Genomic DNA, 13,737 nt, shown 5'->3' on the forward strand with positions numbered 1-13,737 from the left:
ACCCCGGCCGGCACTTGTACGCTGCGAAACTTCCGGAACTAGCCGGCGTAGGGGTCGGCGATGCCGATGTACTGGGTGTAAAGGTATTCCTCGATGCCTTCGAGGCCGCCTTCGCGTCCCAGGCCCGACTGCTTCACGCCGCCGAAGGGCGCCGCGGCGTTGGAGATGACGCCGGCGTTCAGGCCGAGCATGCCGGTTTCGAGTTTCTCGCCCATCCGGATGCCGCGGTTGAGATCCTTGGTGAAGACGTAGGCCACCAGCCCATATTCGGTGTCGTTGGCCAGGCGGACGGCTTCGTCCTCGGTGGAGAAGGTGATGATCGGAGCGACGGGGCCAAAGATTTCCTCGGAGAGGATCCGGGTGCCTTCGGTGACGCCGGAGAGGATGGTGGGCTGGTAGAAGTAGCCCGGTCCCTCTACCGGTGCGCCGCCCAGGACGGCCTTCGCGCCGGAGGCGACGGCGTCGGAGACCAGTTCGTGGACTTTGTCCCGGCTCTTGGCGTCGATCAGCGGCCCCACCTTGGACTCGGGCTCGGTGCCGCGGGCGGTGGTCATGTCCTTCATCTTCGCGGCGAACTTCTCCGCGAACTCCCCGGCTACGGACTCGTGCACGATGAAGCGGTTGGCTGCGGTGCACGCCTCGCCCATGTTCCGCAGCTTGGCCAGCATGGCGCCGGTAACGGCCGCGTCCAGGTCAGCGTCCTCAAAGACCAGGAACGGGGCGTTGCCGCCCAGTTCCATGGAGGTCCGCAGCACGGTTTCGGACGCATCGGCCAGCAGCCGGCGTCCCACCTCGGTGGAACCGGTGAACGACAGCTTGCGCAGGCGCGAATCCTTGATCAGCGGCCCGGTGGTGGCACCGGCCGTTGAGGTGGGGATGACGTTCAGGACACCGGCAGGCAGCCCGGCCTCCTGCATCACGGCAGCGAACAGCTGGGAGGTCAGGGGCGTCAGGTTGGCCGACTTCAATACCATGGTGCAGCCGGCGGCGACGGCCGGGGCGATCTTGCGGGTGGCCATGGCCAGCGGGAAGTTCCACGGGGTGATCAGCAGGCAGGGGCCCACCGGCTTCTTGGTGACCAGGAGGCGGGACTTGCCGTCCGGCGAGACCGAGTACCGGCCGAAAGCCCGGACTGCTTCCTCGGAAAACCAGCGCAGGAACTCGGCGCCATAGGTTACTTCGCCGCGGGCCTCGGCCAGCGGCTTGCCCATTTCCAGGGTCATCAGGAGGGCGAAGTCTTCTGCACGTTCGGTGACCAGGTCGAAGGCCCGGCGCAGGATCTCCCCGCGTTCGCGCGGCGGCACCTTTGCCCAGGATTCCTGGGCAGCCGCGGCAGCATCGAGGGCTGCCGCACCATCCTCGGGTCCGGCGTCGGCAATGCTCAGCAGCACCTTCCCGGTGGCGGGATCCTCGACGTCGAACGTCTTGCCTGAGGCGGCGTCGCGCCACTCACCATTGATGAGCAGCCCGGTGGGAACGGAGGCCAAAAGCCGGGTTTCGCGCTCGGCGGAAACGGCCGGCTGTGCAGTGACAGTCACGATGACTCCCTCGTCAGTAGGGTTGTGGCAGCCCATCGCCGCGGCCGGAGTGACCGGGATCATGGGGCTGATTAACAGCCAGACTACTGCGGGGCATGGCTATGGTCTACGCCGATGCGCACTGCGGAATCGCGGCTTCGCTGTGCACCTGCACAGGCGCCGAAAGCGGACCGTGGCCCGGCTAGCGGGCCGCCAGGACGGCCGAGTAGAGCTCCCTCTTGCTGACCCGGACGTCTTCGGCGACGGCGGCGACGGCCTCCTTGAGCCGGATGCCCTGGGACACCAGCTCATTGACGGCAGCCACATGGTCCTCCGGGGTGCCGGCCGCCTGCTCAGGAGCCCCGCCGAGCACCACGGCGATCTCGCCGCGGACCTCCGTGTCCTCGGCCCACTGGAGCAGTTCGCCAACAGTGCCGCGGATGACTTCCTCGTACGTTTTCGTCAGTTCCCGGCAGACTGCGATGGGCCGGTCCGGCCCGAACCTCTCGCGCAGCGCACGCAGCATGGCTTCGAGCCGGTGCGGCGCCTCGAAGAACACCATGGTGCGCCGCTCCCCGGCAAGGTCCGCCAGGCGGGAGGCCCGTTCGCCGGCCTTGCGGGGAAGGAATCCCTCAAAACAGAACCGGTCCGTGGGCAGGCCCGACAACGCAAGGGCCGTGAGGACCGCGGACGGTCCGGGAACCGCGGTGACGGGAAGTCCCGCCGCAATGGCGCCTTCCACCAGCCGGAAGCCGGGGTCGGATACCGACGGCATCCCGGCGTCAGTGACCATCAGGAGCGTGCTGCCGGAGCGCACGTGGTCAAGGAGCTCAGCGGTCCTGGTGGCCTCATTGTGCTCGTGGTAGCTGATGACGCGGCCCGCCACGTCAATGCCCAGGCTTTGGACCAGACGGTGGAGGCGCCGCGTGTCCTCAGCGGCCACAATGTCTGCAGTGCCCAGCAGTTCCACGAGGCGGGCCGAGGCGTCTCCGGTGTTCCCGATGGGAGTGGCGGCAAGGACGATCCGTCCCGCGGTCGCAGGGCCGGGTTCAGAAAGGGGGCTGGGGTTCGGGTCCACCCACCAAGCCTACTGCCGCCGGGTCTCCGCAGCCGCAAAAGGTAGCATGGGGCTCGTGACGCAGACCTCGACGCGGCCCACGGGGCCCGGGAAACCCAACGCCGCGGGATCCCCGGCCGAAGCCGGGGCAACCGGGACGGCACCCGGCGGCAAGGCCGCCCGCCCCTGGATCAGCCGGCCTGATGAGGCGTTCACGGTGGAGGCACTGCGGGCAAGGCTCATTGGTACCGGCATGTCCTGGCGGGATTATCCGCCGTCGCTCCGGCTGTGGTTCGTCCTGGTCCCGGTCCTGACGGCGGTGGCCGGCGGCCTCCTCCGGTTCATCCGCCTGGAAGTGCCGCACAAGCTGGTGTTCGACGAGACGTACTACGTCAAGGACGCCTACTCCTACCTCATGAGCGGCTATGAGCGCAGTTGGCCGGACAAGGCAAATGATTCCTTTAATGCCGGCAATCCGGACGTCCTGCTGAACACTCCCGAATACGTCGTCCATCCACCGGTGGGCAAGTGGATGATCGCGGCCGGGATGTGGCTGTTCGGGCCGGAGAATCCCTTTGGCTGGCGCTTCGCCGCAGCCCTCACCGGCACCCTCACGGTGCTGCTGGTGTCCTTGATCGCCCTGAAACTGTTCCGCTCGCTTCCGCTCGCGGGTGCCGCGGGGCTGCTCCTCGCCGTCGACGGCCACCACCTGGTGATGTCCAGGACGTCCTTGCTGGACATTTTCCTCACGTTCTGGATCCTTGCCGCGTTCGGCGCCCTGCTGATGGACCGCGAAGACGGGCGCCGTCGCCTGGCGGCCCGGCTTGCCCATGCCGCCGCCACGAACGGCGGACAGCCCCCGGCCCGGGCGCTGCTGGCCGGACCGTGGCTGGGCGTGCGCTGGTGGCGGGTGGCCGCGGGGGTCTGCCTGGGCCTGGCCGTGGGCACCAAGTGGTCCGGCCTGTTCTTCCTGGCGGGCTTTGGCCTCCTGACCGTGCTGTGGGACCTCAACGCCCGGCGGGTGGCGGGCATCCGCGGCTGGATCAGCGGCGGCGTGATCCGGGACGGAATTCCCGCCTTCGCGGCCACCGTGCCCGTCGCAGCCATTGTCTACTCGGCTACCTGGACCGGCTGGTTCCTTTCGGCCAATGCCTACTACCGTCACTGGGCGGAGAGCAACCCGTCAGCGGAATGGGGCTGGCTGCCCGACTCCGTCCGGTCCCTTGTCCACTACCACCTGGAAGCGTACAAGTTCCACCAGGGCCTGAGCTCCGAGCACCCCTACCAGGCCAGCGCCTGGAGCTGGCTGGTGATGGGACGGCCGACGTCGTTCTTCTATGAATCCCCGCCCCAGGGCACCCCGGGCTGTGACGTGGAAAAGTGCACCTCCGCCATCCTGTCCGTCGGTAACCCGCTGATCTGGTGGGCAGCAGCCATCTCGCTGGTGGTCCTGCTGTTCTGGTGGGTGGGACGCCGGGACTGGCGCGCCGGGGCAGTGCTGGCCGGGGTGGGCGGGGGCTACCTGCCATGGTTCATGTATCCGGAGCGGACCATGTTCTACTTCTACGCGGTGTCCTTTGAGCCGTTCCTGGTCCTGGCCCTGGTGTACTGTCTGGGGCTGGTCCTGGGCCGGGCCACGGATCCGCCGTGGCGCCGTCGCTCCGGCATGTATCTGGTGGTCCTGTTCCTGGCGGCGGCGCTCCTGCTGTCGGCGTTTTTCTACCCGATCTGGACCGGCGAGGTCATCCCGTACGTCGACTGGAAGGTCCGGATGTGGATGCCATCCTGGATCTAGGGCAGGATGGCAACAGAGACCTGAAGGAGCCGCTGCCGCGGCATGGCAGCGGAAACGGAGACCTGCTGTGAGAGAAGCGAGCACGGAACTGCTGGTTGAGCTTGAGGCCAACAGCAACGTGACTGACCTGCTGCTGGAGCAGCACGCCGCCAACCCGGCCCACGCCCTGTACCGGCGGAAGGGCCCCAACGGCTGGGTGGATATCCCCGCGCAAAAATTCCTCCAGGACGTCAGCGCCCTGGCCAAGGGGCTCATCGCCGGGGGCCTGGAGCCCGGCGACACGGTGGCCGTGATGTCGCCCACCTCGTACGAATGGACCCTGGTGGACTTCGCCATCTGGTTCGCCGGCGGTGTGACGGTGCCCATCTACGAAACGTCCTCGGCCAGCCAGGTGGAGTGGATCATCCAGGACGCAGGGGTCCGCCGCGTCTTCGCCGGTGACCGGGCCACGGTGCAGCTGGTCAGCGGAGTGGTGGCCGGTTGCGCCGAGCTCAGCGACCGCCTGGTCAACGTGGTGCGGATGGATTACGACGGCGAGGCCCCGGACCTTGCCAGCCTCGCCGCTGCGGGCACCGGAGTCAGTGATGCTGAACTGGAGCGGCACCGCAGCCGCGCGGGGTTGGCCGACCTCGCCTCCCTGGTGTACACATCGGGCACCACGGGCAAGCCCAAAGGGTGCGAGATCACGCACGGGAATTTTGCCCTGGTGGCCAAGAACATCGTTGCGTTCCTGCCCGAGATCCTGCAGGAGGACCAGGCCCGCACCCTGATGTTCCTGCCGCTGGCCCACGTGCTGGCCCGCGCCGTCCAGGTGGTATGCCTTGCCGCAGGGGCAACGCTGGGGCATACCCCCGGGGCCGCCCAGCTCCTCGAAGACCTCGGCACGTTCCGCCCCACCTTCCTGTTGGTGGTGCCGCGCATCTTCGAAAAGGTCAGGGCCACGGCCGCCCACAAGGCCGCTGTGGCAGGCAAGGGCAGGCTCTTCGACGCCGCAGCGGCCGCCGCCATCGAGTACTCACGCGAACAGGACCGGCACAGCCGCGGCGAGGGGCCTGGTCCGGGCCGGTTGAGCCGGATCAGGCACGGGATCTATGACCGGCTGGTCTACCCGCGGCTGCGCCAGGCGATGGGTGGCGAGGTGGGATACACCGTGTCCGGGGCCAGTCCCCTGGCTTCCGAGGATGCCCATTTCTTCCGTGGCGTAGGCATTCCCGTCCTGGAGGGGTATGGGCTGACCGAGACCACGGCGCCATGCACCGCGAATACGCCTTCCCGCACCAAAGTGGGAACGGTGGGCATTCCCATCCCGGGCACCACCATCCGGGTGGCCGAAGACGGCGAAATCCTGGTCAAGGGAATCGGTGTTTTCCGGGGCTACCATTCCAATCCGGAGGCTAACGCCGAGGCGTTCGTGGACGGATTCTTCCGTACCGGAGACCTCGGTGAACTCGACAAGGACGGTTTCCTTACCGTCACGGGACGCAAAAAGGACCTCCTGGTCACGGCCGGCGGCAAGAACGTGGCGCCCGGGCCGCTGGAGGAGAAGATCCGCAGCCACCAACTGGTGGCCCACGCCGTGGTGGTGGGCGACGGCAAACCGTTCGTGTCAGCCCTGCTGACCCTGGACCCGGAGGGCGTTGCCAACTGGCGGTCCGAACGGGGCCTTCCTCCCCTCCCCCTCAGCGAAGCCGCGAACGATCCCGCCGTCCTGGCTGCGGTGCAGGAGGCAGTGGACCTGGCCAACCGGATGGTGTCCAAAGCCGAATCGGTACGCACGTTCAGGCTTCTGGACGCCGAGTTCAGCGTCGAGTCCGGGCACCTCACACCGTCCCTGAAGCTGAAGCGTTCCGTAGTGGTCCAGGAGTTTCAGGCGGAGATTGCCGGAATCTACGGCTGATCCTCCGTGGCCGGCCCCGCCTTTTCCCGGTCCGCCTTGTCCCGGTCCGCCGTGGCCGGCTTTGCCTGCTGCGCAATGCCGCGGCGGCGTCGCGTGGGCCAGGTGAGGACCATCGTCACAATGGATGCCAGGAGCACCAGGCCCGCGATGGCGATGCCGGCGTCGATCCAGAACTGGCTGGGGAACAGCCGGATCAGGGTGTCATCCAGGCTGAAGGTCCAGGATCCGGCGGCGAAGAAGACCCGGTGGAATTCGGTGAAGAACTGCTGCCAGCCCAGGGCCGCCAGCGTGCCGAGGCCCAGGATCAGTGCCAGCGTGATGATGGAACCGGCGAAGAGGCCGCGCCGGATCCCGCCGGTGCTGCGTTTGCGCAGGTACAGGATCGCGGTCAGCGCCAGGAGGAGCAGCAGTGCACCGGCACCAAAGGTGGACAGGATGACAACCTTGACGTCGGCCATGTGGCTGACTTCGCCGTCCTTGAAGAGCTTCTCGCCGCCGCGGTGCACCAGATCGCCCAGGTACCTGGGGCCCGCCCAGTTGCTCAGGTAGTCCACCGCATAGGAGCCGTACGTCATTCTGTCGTCGGTGTTGAAGCCGTATCCGTCACCGGGGAACCCGGGACGGTTGTACTCCACCCAGAGAAAAAGCGGGCTGGTCACGGCCCGGACGGCCAGGATCAGCAGGATTACCGGGTAGATGATGGCCAGCAAAACCTGCATGACACGCGGTGCCACGGGTTTGGCGTTCGCAGCGCTTTCGCGCTGGGCGTTGCGGCGCTCCACTTCCTCCTCGGGGGGACGGACGTGCAGTGCTGACGTGGGAAGGGGTTCCTTGAAGACCGGCGAACCGGTGCCGGGCCCGGCCGCGGCGGAGCCCGCAGTGGAAGTGTGCTCCGCGGGCCTGCGGGAGGCGGCAGCTGCGGCGGCTGGGGCTCCGGCGGTGGAGGAGCCGTTGGCGGAGGATCCGACGGCGGCTTCCGCGGCCTTGCGGTCGGCCCGGCTTCCTGGCTGGGCGGCCTTGCTTCCTGCCGCTGCCTGGTTCCGGCCGGCGTGTCCGCCGGGCTCGTCGGGGCCGGTCCTATTGATGCCGGGCTTGTCGCCGGCTGGCTTTTCTCCGCCTGGCTTGCCAGCGGCAGGTTTGCCCCCGGCCGGTTCGTTCCCGGCCGGTTTGTCCCCGGCAGCGGGCGTCAGCCAGGAAAATGCGGGCTCGTCGGAGTCCCCGGACGTGTCCAGGAACGGCTCCGGCTGCGGCGTGGCGCTTTTGGCGCGGGCCGGTGTCTCGTCATTCACAGCAGCGTCACTTCCGTTGGGTTCCGCACCGGTCCCAGTCAGCCGGTGCGATTCATTCTGCAGTCGAGCCTACCGTCCGGAAGTTCCGCCGGGCGAGGAACCACCCCGGCAGGATTACAACGATTCAGGCAGCGATTTCCGTGTAGCCGGCATCCTCGCGGCGGAGGTCGCCGCGCTCCCCTGCAAGGCAGGCGCGCCTGCCCCACACCAGGACGTAGATCCAATACGCGCTGAGAACCGCCGCCCCGATTCCGATCCTGGCCCAGGCCGGCAGCGGGCTGGGGGTGACGAACCCTTCCACCAGGCCTGAGACGAACAGCACCACCACGAGCCCCAGAGCCACCGTAATCAGTGACCTGCCCTCTTCCGCGACGGCGCGGCCCCTGGTCCGTGGTCCGGGTGCGACCGTTGCCCAGAAGACCCGAAGGCCCGCTGCGGAGGCAACAAAGACGGCGGTGAGCTCCATGAGCCCGTGCGGCAGGATGTAACTGAAGAAGACGTCGGACTTGCCGGCAGACGCGAAGATGCCCGCTGCAATGCCCACTCCCTGGGCATTGCTGAACAGGATCATTGGCACCCACACACCGGTGATCCCCAGGGCCACGGCCTGTGCGCTGATCCAGGCATTGTTGGTCCAGACGGCACCGGCAAAGGACGCTGCCGGGTTCTCCGAGTAGTAATTGACGAAGTCCTCGTTCACGTACTGGGCGGCAGCGGCTTCCGAGGCCACGGCCCGGAGGGCTTCGGGGGACGTCCCGATCCAGATGGCGTACGCGGCAGCGATGAGCACGAAAGCGGTGCCGCAGGCCAGGGTCAGCCAGGTCAGCCGGTACAGGGCCGCCGGCAGGGCCACGACGAAGAACCGTGCAAGGTCAGCCAAGGCATTCGAGCGGGCGCCGGTGAAGCGGGTCCGTGCCTGGGCCAGCGTGGCCGAGAGGGACGCGGAGAGTCCGCTTTCCGGCGCCATGGAACGGACCAGCGACAGGTGGCCGGACGTGGACTGGTACAGCGCCAGCAATTCGTCGGCTTCGGCTCCGGTGAGCCTGCCCTTGCCGGCAAGCTTACGCAGGCGCGCCCACTTGTCCGCATTGACGGCGGCGAAGGCATCCATGTCCACGGCTACAGCCTAGCGCCCGGCATTAGAATTTGACCGTCTGCACCATGTGATCGTTCGAACCACCAGATGCGAAGGGCAGGGATGCAGTGTGAGCCCGATAATCACCGGCGAGGCAGTGGTGCTGGAGCTCCGGCCGGCGAGCTTCGCCGCCCGGGCCCTGGGCCTGTTTATCGACGCAATCGTCCACGTAGTCCTGCTGGTGCTGGTCATGATTGGCCTGTCGGCCGCAGGCGCGGACCTCGACGGGGCAGCCGCGCGGGCCCTGGGCCTGGCCGCCGTCGTGTTCTGCCTGGTGGTGGTGCCCGTGGCCGTCGAGACCCTGAGCCGGGGCCGATCGCTGGGTAAGCTGGCCACGGGCCTGCGGGTGGTCCGTGAGGACGGCGGCGCCATCCGGTTCCGGCATGCGGTGATCCGCGGCCTGACCGGGTTCCTTGAGATCTATCTGACGTTCGGCGGCCTTGCCCTCGCCGTGGCGCTCTTCAACGACAAGTCCAGGCGGCTCGGCGACCTGCTCGCAGGCACCTATGCTGTCCGCAGCCGGGTACCTGCGGACCAGGCCCTCCGGGTCTTTGTTCCACCCCATCTGCAGTCGTGGGCTGCAGCGGCGGATATTGGCCGTATTCCGGATGCCACAGCCCGCAGGGCCGCCCAGTTCATCCGCCAGGCAGGCCGGATGGCACCGCTGTCCCGGGCGGGCATGGCGCAGGCCATCGCCGCTGAACTGTCCGCACACGTCGCTCCGCCCCCGCCTCCGGGCACGGGCGCCGATGACTATCTGGCCGCCGTCGTGGCTGAACGGCGGCAGAGGGAGTTCACCAGGCTGTCGCTGTCACACCGGCGGAACACGGAGATCGGGGAACGGCTGCAGCGTCTGCCGTTCTCCACCTGACCTAGTTGTCGTATTCGCTCCACGGGATATTCCAGTCGCCGAACCCGTCGGTATTTGCCGCGTAGTCACCCTCGGTGTTGATGATCTGGACCACGTCGCCGGTTCCCATGTTGTCGAACACCCACGCCGCCCCGTCGGGCAGGAAGCCGATGCACCCATGGGACACGTTGGCGTTCCCGATGTATGGAAAGGCCGATTCAAGGGCCTGGTGGATGTAGGCGCCGCTCAGGGTGAGACGGATGGTGTATTCGACGTCGGCCTCACCGTAGTAGGCAGGATCGTCGGGCTTCAGCCCGATGCTTGCCGCCCTGAAGTGGTCAAAGCGGTTCTTCTCCATAAGCACTGCGTATCCCTTTGCCGAGGGGAAGCGCTTATCCCCCATGCTGACGGGCAGGGTCTTGACGGGCTGGTCGTTGACGCTGAGCGTGAAGGTATGCGCGGTGGCATCGGCGACGGCCACCTTCTTGTCTCCGATCGAGACATTCACCTTTTTGTTGAAGTTCGCGATTTGGCCGTTGCCCAGGTCAACCCCGAAGAGCTGCATGTCCATGGTGACGGTGGAGTTCGCTGCCCAGAAGTTCTCCGCGCGGTACCGGACCATGGTGTCGCTGTACCAATGGAATGCTCCGGCCTGTCCCGCCGTCGTGGTGATCTTGATGGCCTTTTCCACGGCGGCGCGGTTGGTCACGGGTTCGCTGAAGATGATCTGCAGGGGCTGCCCCACGCCCACCTTCATCCCGTTCAGCGGGTAGACGGCGGCGTCGGCCTCGTGGGAGCTTGTCACCGTGTTGAAGGACTGCGTGGTGCTGGTCTCGCGTCCGGCGGCGTCCTTGACCACGTAGGTGTAGCTGTACTCGGTGTTGAATTCCAGGGGCCCGGTGGCGGACCACGCCGTCCCACTGGCATCGATGCTGCCATCAATGGTCTTCCCCGCCGTACTGGCGAGCGTGACGCGCTGGATGGTCCCGTTGCCCACTTTCAGGGACACCGGGGCCGCAGGGTTCACCTGCTTTGCACCGTTGGCCGGCGCCGCGTCGAAAGTCACGGGCGGAACAACGGGGGAAGCGATGCCCGGCGATGTCCGCAGTGCGGAGCCTGCTTCGGATTCAAGCGGGCCGCCGGCAAGGCCCGGGGCGACGGCGGCGAAAACCCCGCCCAGGGCAGCCAGGACACACACGGCTGCCACGGCAAGGATTTTCTTGGCAGTCCCCCGCCGGCGGGGCTTTACATCAGGCTCCATGTTTCGATCCTAGGTGCAGAAAATAACGGCCCGGGCGCTCGATGGCGCCCGGGCCCTTACGTCTCAGTAACGATAGTGCTCGGGCTTGTACGGACCGGCGACGTCGATGTCCAGGTATTCCGCCTGGTCCTTAGTCAGTTCCGTAAGTTCAACGCCCAGGGCGTCCAGGTGCAGCCGGGCCACCTTTTCGTCCAGGACCTTGGGCAGCACGTAGACCTTGTTCTCATACTCGTGCTGGTCCCGCTTGGTCCACAGCTCGATCTGCGCAATGGTTTGGTTTGCGAACGAGTTGCTCATCACGAAAGACGGATGGCCGGTTGCGTTGCCAAGGTTGAGCAGGCGGCCCTCGGACAGGACGATAATGGAGCGCTCCGCCGCCGTGCCTTCCTCAAAGACCCATTCGTGGACCTGGGGCTTGATTTCGACCTTTTTGACGCCGGGGATGCGGGCCAGGCCAGCGATGTCGATTTCGTTGTCGAAGTGGCCGATGTTGCCCACAATGGCCTTGTTCTTCATGCCGGTCATGTGCTCGGCCATGATGACGTCTTTGTTGCCCGTGGTGGTGATGAAGATGTCGCCCTGGGCCAGGACGGATTCCAGCTTGGCCACCTGGTAGCCGTCCATGGCCGCCTGCAGCGCGCAGATGGGGTCGATCTCGGTGACAATGACGCGTGAACCCTGGCCGCGCAGCGCCTCGGCCGCGCCCTTGCCCACGTCGCCGTAACCGCAGACGACAGCGACCTTTCCGCCCATGAGCACATCCGTGGCCCGGTTGATGCCGTCGGGCAGCGAATGGCGGATGCCGTACTTGTTGTCGAACTTGCTCTTGGTGACGGAGTCGTTGACGTTGATGGCCGGGAAGAGCAGCTTGCCCTGGTCAGCCAGTTGGTAGAGGCGGTGGACACCGGTAGTGGTCTCCTCGCTGACGCCCCTGATCGTGGCTGCCGTCCGGGTCCACTTCTGCGGGTCCGCGGCAAGCGAGCGGCGCAGCACGTCCAGGAAGATGCCGTATTCCTCGGAATCCTCGGCATCGGCGGACGGCACGTTGCCGATGGCCTCGAACTCGACACCCTTGTGGACCAGCATGGTGGCGTCGCCGCCGTCGTCCAGGATCATGTTCGGACCCAGCTCGGGGTTGGAGTCGGCGCCGGGCCAGGTGAGGATCTGCTCGGCGGTCCACCAGTATTCCTCAAGGGTCTCGCCCTTCCAGGCGAACACGGGTACTCCCTTGGGGTCCTCAACGGTACCCTTGCCCACCACCACGGCCGCGGCGGCCTCGTCCTGGGTGGAGAAGATGTTGCAGGAGGCCCAGCGGACCTCGGCGCCCAGCGCGGTAAGGGTCTCGATCAGCACCGCGGTCTGCACCGTCATGTGCAGGGAACCGGCGATCCGGGCACCCTTGAGCGGCTGGGTGGGGCCGAACTCCTCGCGGAGGGACATCAGGCCGGGCATTTCGTGCTCCGCCAGGCGGATCTGGTGGCGGCCGGCTTCCGCCAGGGAGATGTCGGCAACTTTGTAGTCAAAAGTCATGGGTGGTCCTTTGCTTGGTCCGGGTCCTGGTCCAGTCCCCGTTCTGCTGTTTCTGTGCGGGCGGATACAGGTGAACTAGAGCCCTGCCGCGGCGTGATCGTGCTGGTCCGAACCTGCCGATGCTGCTGCAGCCAGCAGTTCCGGAGGCAGCAGCAGCGGGATCCCGTCTTCGATGGCGTACCGGTTCCTGATCCCCGTATCCCCGGCGGCAGTGGCCACCAGTTCTTCGCCCTCCTGGACCAGCGGCGAGCCGGTCACGGGGCAACGCAGGACGGACAACAGCTCGGGACTGATCTTAGGCATTTGTTCATGCTCCCTGGCGGGCGCGCTCGCGCCGGTAGCGGAAAGATGTGCAGCTTCCAGCGTACCGCCAGATGGAGGTCAGGAAGGTTCCCGGAGGACCCGCAGGTGCCCCCGGCGTACCCCTTCGGCGCCCGCAGGAGCTTCAAGGGCGGAATGGTGGCCGCGCTGGGCGCTTGGCTGGGCTTCCGGGGGGAGGGCAGCGGCGTCCCGTACGGCGTTGGCGAGCGCCAAAAGGTCATCCGGCCCTGGCTGCTGGGGGGTCGACGGCATGGCCAGGCGCAGCACTTCCCAGCCGCGGGGAACGGTCAACGAGTCAGCGTGTTGCTCGCAGAGGTCGTAGCAGTGCGGCTCCGCATACGTGGCCAGCGGACCCAGGACTGCGGTGGAGTCTGCATACACGTACGTCAGGGTGGCTACCGCCGACTGGCGGCAGGCTGACCTTGAACACTGACGGATAGCTCCCACGACATCACAGACTACCCCTTGGCTGCGCAAAAACCGCGCATTGGCGCACGGGCCGACGCGTCTCCGCAGCCACAGGGATGTATCGCGTAAATCCTCCCCCGGGTTTAGAGTCGATGTATGCAGTCATCGAACCATGAATCAGGCTTTTCGGTCCGGTTGGCTGACCCGGATGCCAGCACGGCAACGGGCGTGGAGACTGCCGGCAGGAGCTTCTTCAGGCGGCGCCGGAACCGCCACGGGCGTGGCCTTCGCGGTGAGGTGATGCTGCCCACGCACCCCGGATACCGGACGCGTGCCGACCGCTTTGACGACATGGTGCTGGATTCAGCCCAGCGGCTGCACGATATTTGGGGCAAAACACTGGACGGCGTGCGCTTTGGTGTGGACGAGATCCCGCCGGACCTTGAGCAGCTGGCCGCCCATGCCACCACGCCGCCGATGGGTTCCTACACACCCGCTTCCGGTGATGACGGGCCCATGATTACGGTGTACCGGCGGGTTGTGGAGCAGGCCTGCTCCAGCGTGGAAGAGCTCCAGGACCTGGTCCACGATGTGGTGGTGGAACACACGGCCGAGATGCTCGGCGTGGCTCCGGAAACCTTGGATCCCGTGTACCGCCGCCGCTATTGATAACGGCA

12 protein-coding genes are annotated in these 13,737 nt (G+C 66.8%); 4 read left to right on the forward strand and 8 right to left on the reverse strand.

The window, feature by feature from the left end:
* Nucleotides 1-38: 38 nt before the first annotated feature.
* Nucleotides 39-1,538 carry an NAD-dependent succinate-semialdehyde dehydrogenase gene (locus FB478_RS11030; RefSeq protein WP_056393611.1) on the reverse strand — a complete coding sequence of 500 codons (1,500 nt, stop codon included), beginning with the start codon at nucleotides 1,536-1,538 and terminating at the stop codon, nucleotides 39-41.
* A 181-nt stretch (nucleotides 1,539-1,719) separates the two neighbouring features.
* A complete protein-coding gene (rsmI, locus tag FB478_RS11035) occupies nucleotides 1,720-2,595 on the reverse strand; it encodes a 16S rRNA (cytidine(1402)-2'-O)-methyltransferase (protein WP_056393510.1) in 876 nt (291 codons plus the stop codon).
* Between the two features lie 46 nt (nucleotides 2,596-2,641).
* On the opposite strand from rsmI, the gene FB478_RS11040 reads away from it, so the two are divergent.
* Entirely contained in the window at nucleotides 2,642-4,369 is a 1,728-nt protein-coding gene (locus FB478_RS11040) for a dolichyl-phosphate-mannose--protein mannosyltransferase (RefSeq protein WP_144600459.1), read from the forward strand.
* Nucleotides 4,370-4,436: 67 nt separating this feature from the next.
* Nucleotides 4,437-6,266, forward strand: a complete 1,830-nt coding sequence (locus FB478_RS11045; RefSeq protein WP_056393505.1) for a long-chain fatty acid--CoA ligase — start codon at nucleotides 4,437-4,439, stop codon at nucleotides 6,264-6,266.
* Here FB478_RS11045 and FB478_RS11050 read toward each other — a convergent pair.
* Entirely contained in the window at nucleotides 6,257-7,555 is a 1,299-nt protein-coding gene (locus FB478_RS11050) for a TIGR01906 family membrane protein (RefSeq protein ID WP_056393503.1), read from the reverse strand. The genes FB478_RS11045 and FB478_RS11050 overlap by 10 nt on opposite strands.
* Nucleotides 7,556-7,679: 124 nt before the next feature.
* The gene (locus tag FB478_RS11055) at nucleotides 7,680-8,672 is read right to left on the reverse strand and encodes a stage II sporulation protein M (protein WP_186447784.1); all 993 of its coding nucleotides are present in this window, start codon (nucleotides 8,670-8,672) and stop codon (nucleotides 7,680-7,682) included.
* 88 nt (nucleotides 8,673-8,760) lie between these two features.
* On the opposite strand from FB478_RS11055, the gene FB478_RS11060 reads away from it, so the two are divergent.
* Complete coding sequence (locus FB478_RS11060) at nucleotides 8,761-9,561, forward strand: RDD family protein (RefSeq protein WP_056393501.1); 801 nt, start codon at nucleotides 8,761-8,763, stop codon at nucleotides 9,559-9,561.
* 1 nt (nucleotide 9,562) lies between these two features.
* Here FB478_RS11060 and FB478_RS11065 read toward each other — a convergent pair whose 3' ends face one another.
* The 4 genes from FB478_RS11065 to FB478_RS11080 form a co-directional block, all read right to left on the reverse strand.
* Entirely contained in the window at nucleotides 9,563-10,801 is a 1,239-nt protein-coding gene (locus tag FB478_RS11065; RefSeq protein WP_056393498.1) for an Ig-like domain-containing protein, read from the reverse strand.
* Between the two features lie 63 nt (nucleotides 10,802-10,864).
* Nucleotides 10,865-12,331 (reverse strand): adenosylhomocysteinase, encoded by a 1,467-nt coding sequence (gene ahcY, locus FB478_RS11070; RefSeq protein ID WP_056393496.1) that lies wholly within the window; start codon nucleotides 12,329-12,331, stop codon nucleotides 10,865-10,867.
* A gap of 75 nt (nucleotides 12,332-12,406) precedes the next feature.
* Nucleotides 12,407-12,634, reverse strand: coding sequence for a Trm112 family protein (locus FB478_RS11075; RefSeq protein WP_018770151.1), 228 nt, complete (start codon nucleotides 12,632-12,634; stop codon nucleotides 12,407-12,409).
* A 78-nt stretch (nucleotides 12,635-12,712) separates the two neighbouring features.
* Nucleotides 12,713-13,099, reverse strand: a complete 387-nt coding sequence (locus FB478_RS11080) for a DUF3499 domain-containing protein (RefSeq protein WP_026265913.1) — start codon at nucleotides 13,097-13,099, stop codon at nucleotides 12,713-12,715.
* A gap of 117 nt (nucleotides 13,100-13,216) precedes the next feature.
* Here FB478_RS11080 and FB478_RS11085 point away from each other — a divergent pair, with 117 nt between their 5' ends.
* Complete coding sequence (locus tag FB478_RS11085; protein ID WP_018770153.1) at nucleotides 13,217-13,729, forward strand: metallopeptidase family protein; 513 nt, start codon at nucleotides 13,217-13,219, stop codon at nucleotides 13,727-13,729.
* The last annotated feature ends 8 nt before the right edge of the window (nucleotides 13,730-13,737 follow it).

Source organism: Arthrobacter sp. AG367 (genome assembly GCF_007828995.1).
In the GTDB taxonomy this organism is placed as follows: Bacteria; Actinomycetota; Actinomycetes; order Actinomycetales; family Micrococcaceae; genus Arthrobacter.

Bases quoted from the DNA above. Each gene is read 5' to 3' on its own strand.
- FB478_RS11040 (WP_144600459.1), top strand. From the start codon at position 2,642: ATGGGGCTCGTGACGCAGACCTCGACGCGGCCCACGGGGCCCGGGAAA.
- FB478_RS11065 (WP_056393498.1), bottom strand. From the start codon at position 10,801: ATGGAGCCTGATGTAAAGCCCCGCCGGCGGGGGACTGCCAAGAAAATC.
- ahcY (WP_056393496.1), bottom strand. From the start codon at position 12,331: ATGACTTTTGACTACAAAGTTGCCGACATCTCCCTGGCGGAAGCCGGC.
- FB478_RS11075 (WP_018770151.1), bottom strand. From the start codon at position 12,634: ATGCCTAAGATCAGTCCCGAGCTGTTGTCCGTCCTGCGTTGCCCCGTG.
- FB478_RS11085 (WP_018770153.1), top strand. From the start codon at position 13,217: ATGCAGTCATCGAACCATGAATCAGGCTTTTCGGTCCGGTTGGCTGAC.